This is a genomic window from bacterium (assembly GCA_024226335.1).
Lineage (GTDB): Bacteria > Myxococcota_A > UBA9160 > SZUA-336 > SZUA-336 > JAAELY01.
This window is the reverse complement of sequence record JAAELY010000055.1, coordinates 1-989: the sequence shown is the minus strand read 5'-3', so window position 1 is coordinate 989 and position 989 is coordinate 1. Positions and strand designations below refer to the sequence as shown.

Annotated in this window: 1 protein-coding gene; it reads left to right on the top strand. The window is 57.8% G+C overall.

Going from position 1 to position 989, the window contains the following annotated elements:
* Positions 1–24: 24 nt before the first annotated feature.
* A partial coding sequence (locus GY725_02855; protein MCP4003115.1) for a transposase family protein occupies positions 25–989 on the top strand: 965 nt, incomplete at its 3' end.

Here is a 989-nt window from a genome sequence, read left to right as displayed (position 1 = left end):
TGACGTTCCCTACGCTGTGCCATCATGAGAAACTTGGTCATCCTCGTCGCCCATCTGCTGAGGACTGTCGCGAGGCTTCTTGGACCAGGCGGGGCCAAGGCTGTCGTTGCGGACAGCCTGCTGATGAAGCACCAGCTGCTGGTCATCAACCGGTCTCGCCATCGCGCGCCCAATTTCTCGACGCTAGACCGGATTCTGCTCGGCTTCTGGTCGCTGTTTCTCGCTCCAAGCCGGATCTCGCGGGCAGCGGTCATCATTCGACCATCCACGCTGCTGAGATTTCACGAGGCTCTGAAGAAGCGCAAGTATCGCCTGCTCTTCTCATCGCACAACAGGTGCAAGCCAGGTCCCAAAGGGCCATCGCAAGAACTCATCCAGGTGATCGTCGAACTCAAGCAGCGCAATCCACGGTTCGGGTGCCCGCAGATTGCGCTCATCATCCGGAGGACCTTCGGCGTGGAGATCGACAAGGATGTGGTCCGCCGGGTGCTGGCCAGACACTATCGACCGGAGCCTGGGGGCGGCGGGCCGTCCTGGCTGACGTTCGTCGGACACATGAAGAACAGCCTATGGAGCGTTGATCTGTTCCGGTGCGAATCGATCACGCTGAAGACCCACTGGGTGCTGGTCGTGATGGACCAGTTCACTCGCCGGATCATCGGCTTCGGTATACAAGCTGGCGATGTCGATGGAATAGCGCTGTGCCGAATGTTCAACCACGCCATCGCCAGACAGGGCATCCCTCGCTACCTCAGCTCCGACCATGACCCTCTGTTCGAGTTTCATCGCTGGAAAGCGAATCTGCGGGTTCTTGAAGTCGACGAGCTGAAAACGGTCCCCTTTACGCCGACTTCCCATCCTTTTGTGGAACGTCTAATAGGCACAATCCGGCGAGAGTTTCTAGATCACGTGCTGTTCTGGAATTTGGTCGATCTCGAGAGCAAGCTATCGACGTTTCGCGATTACTACAACCTCGAACGCGTTCACAG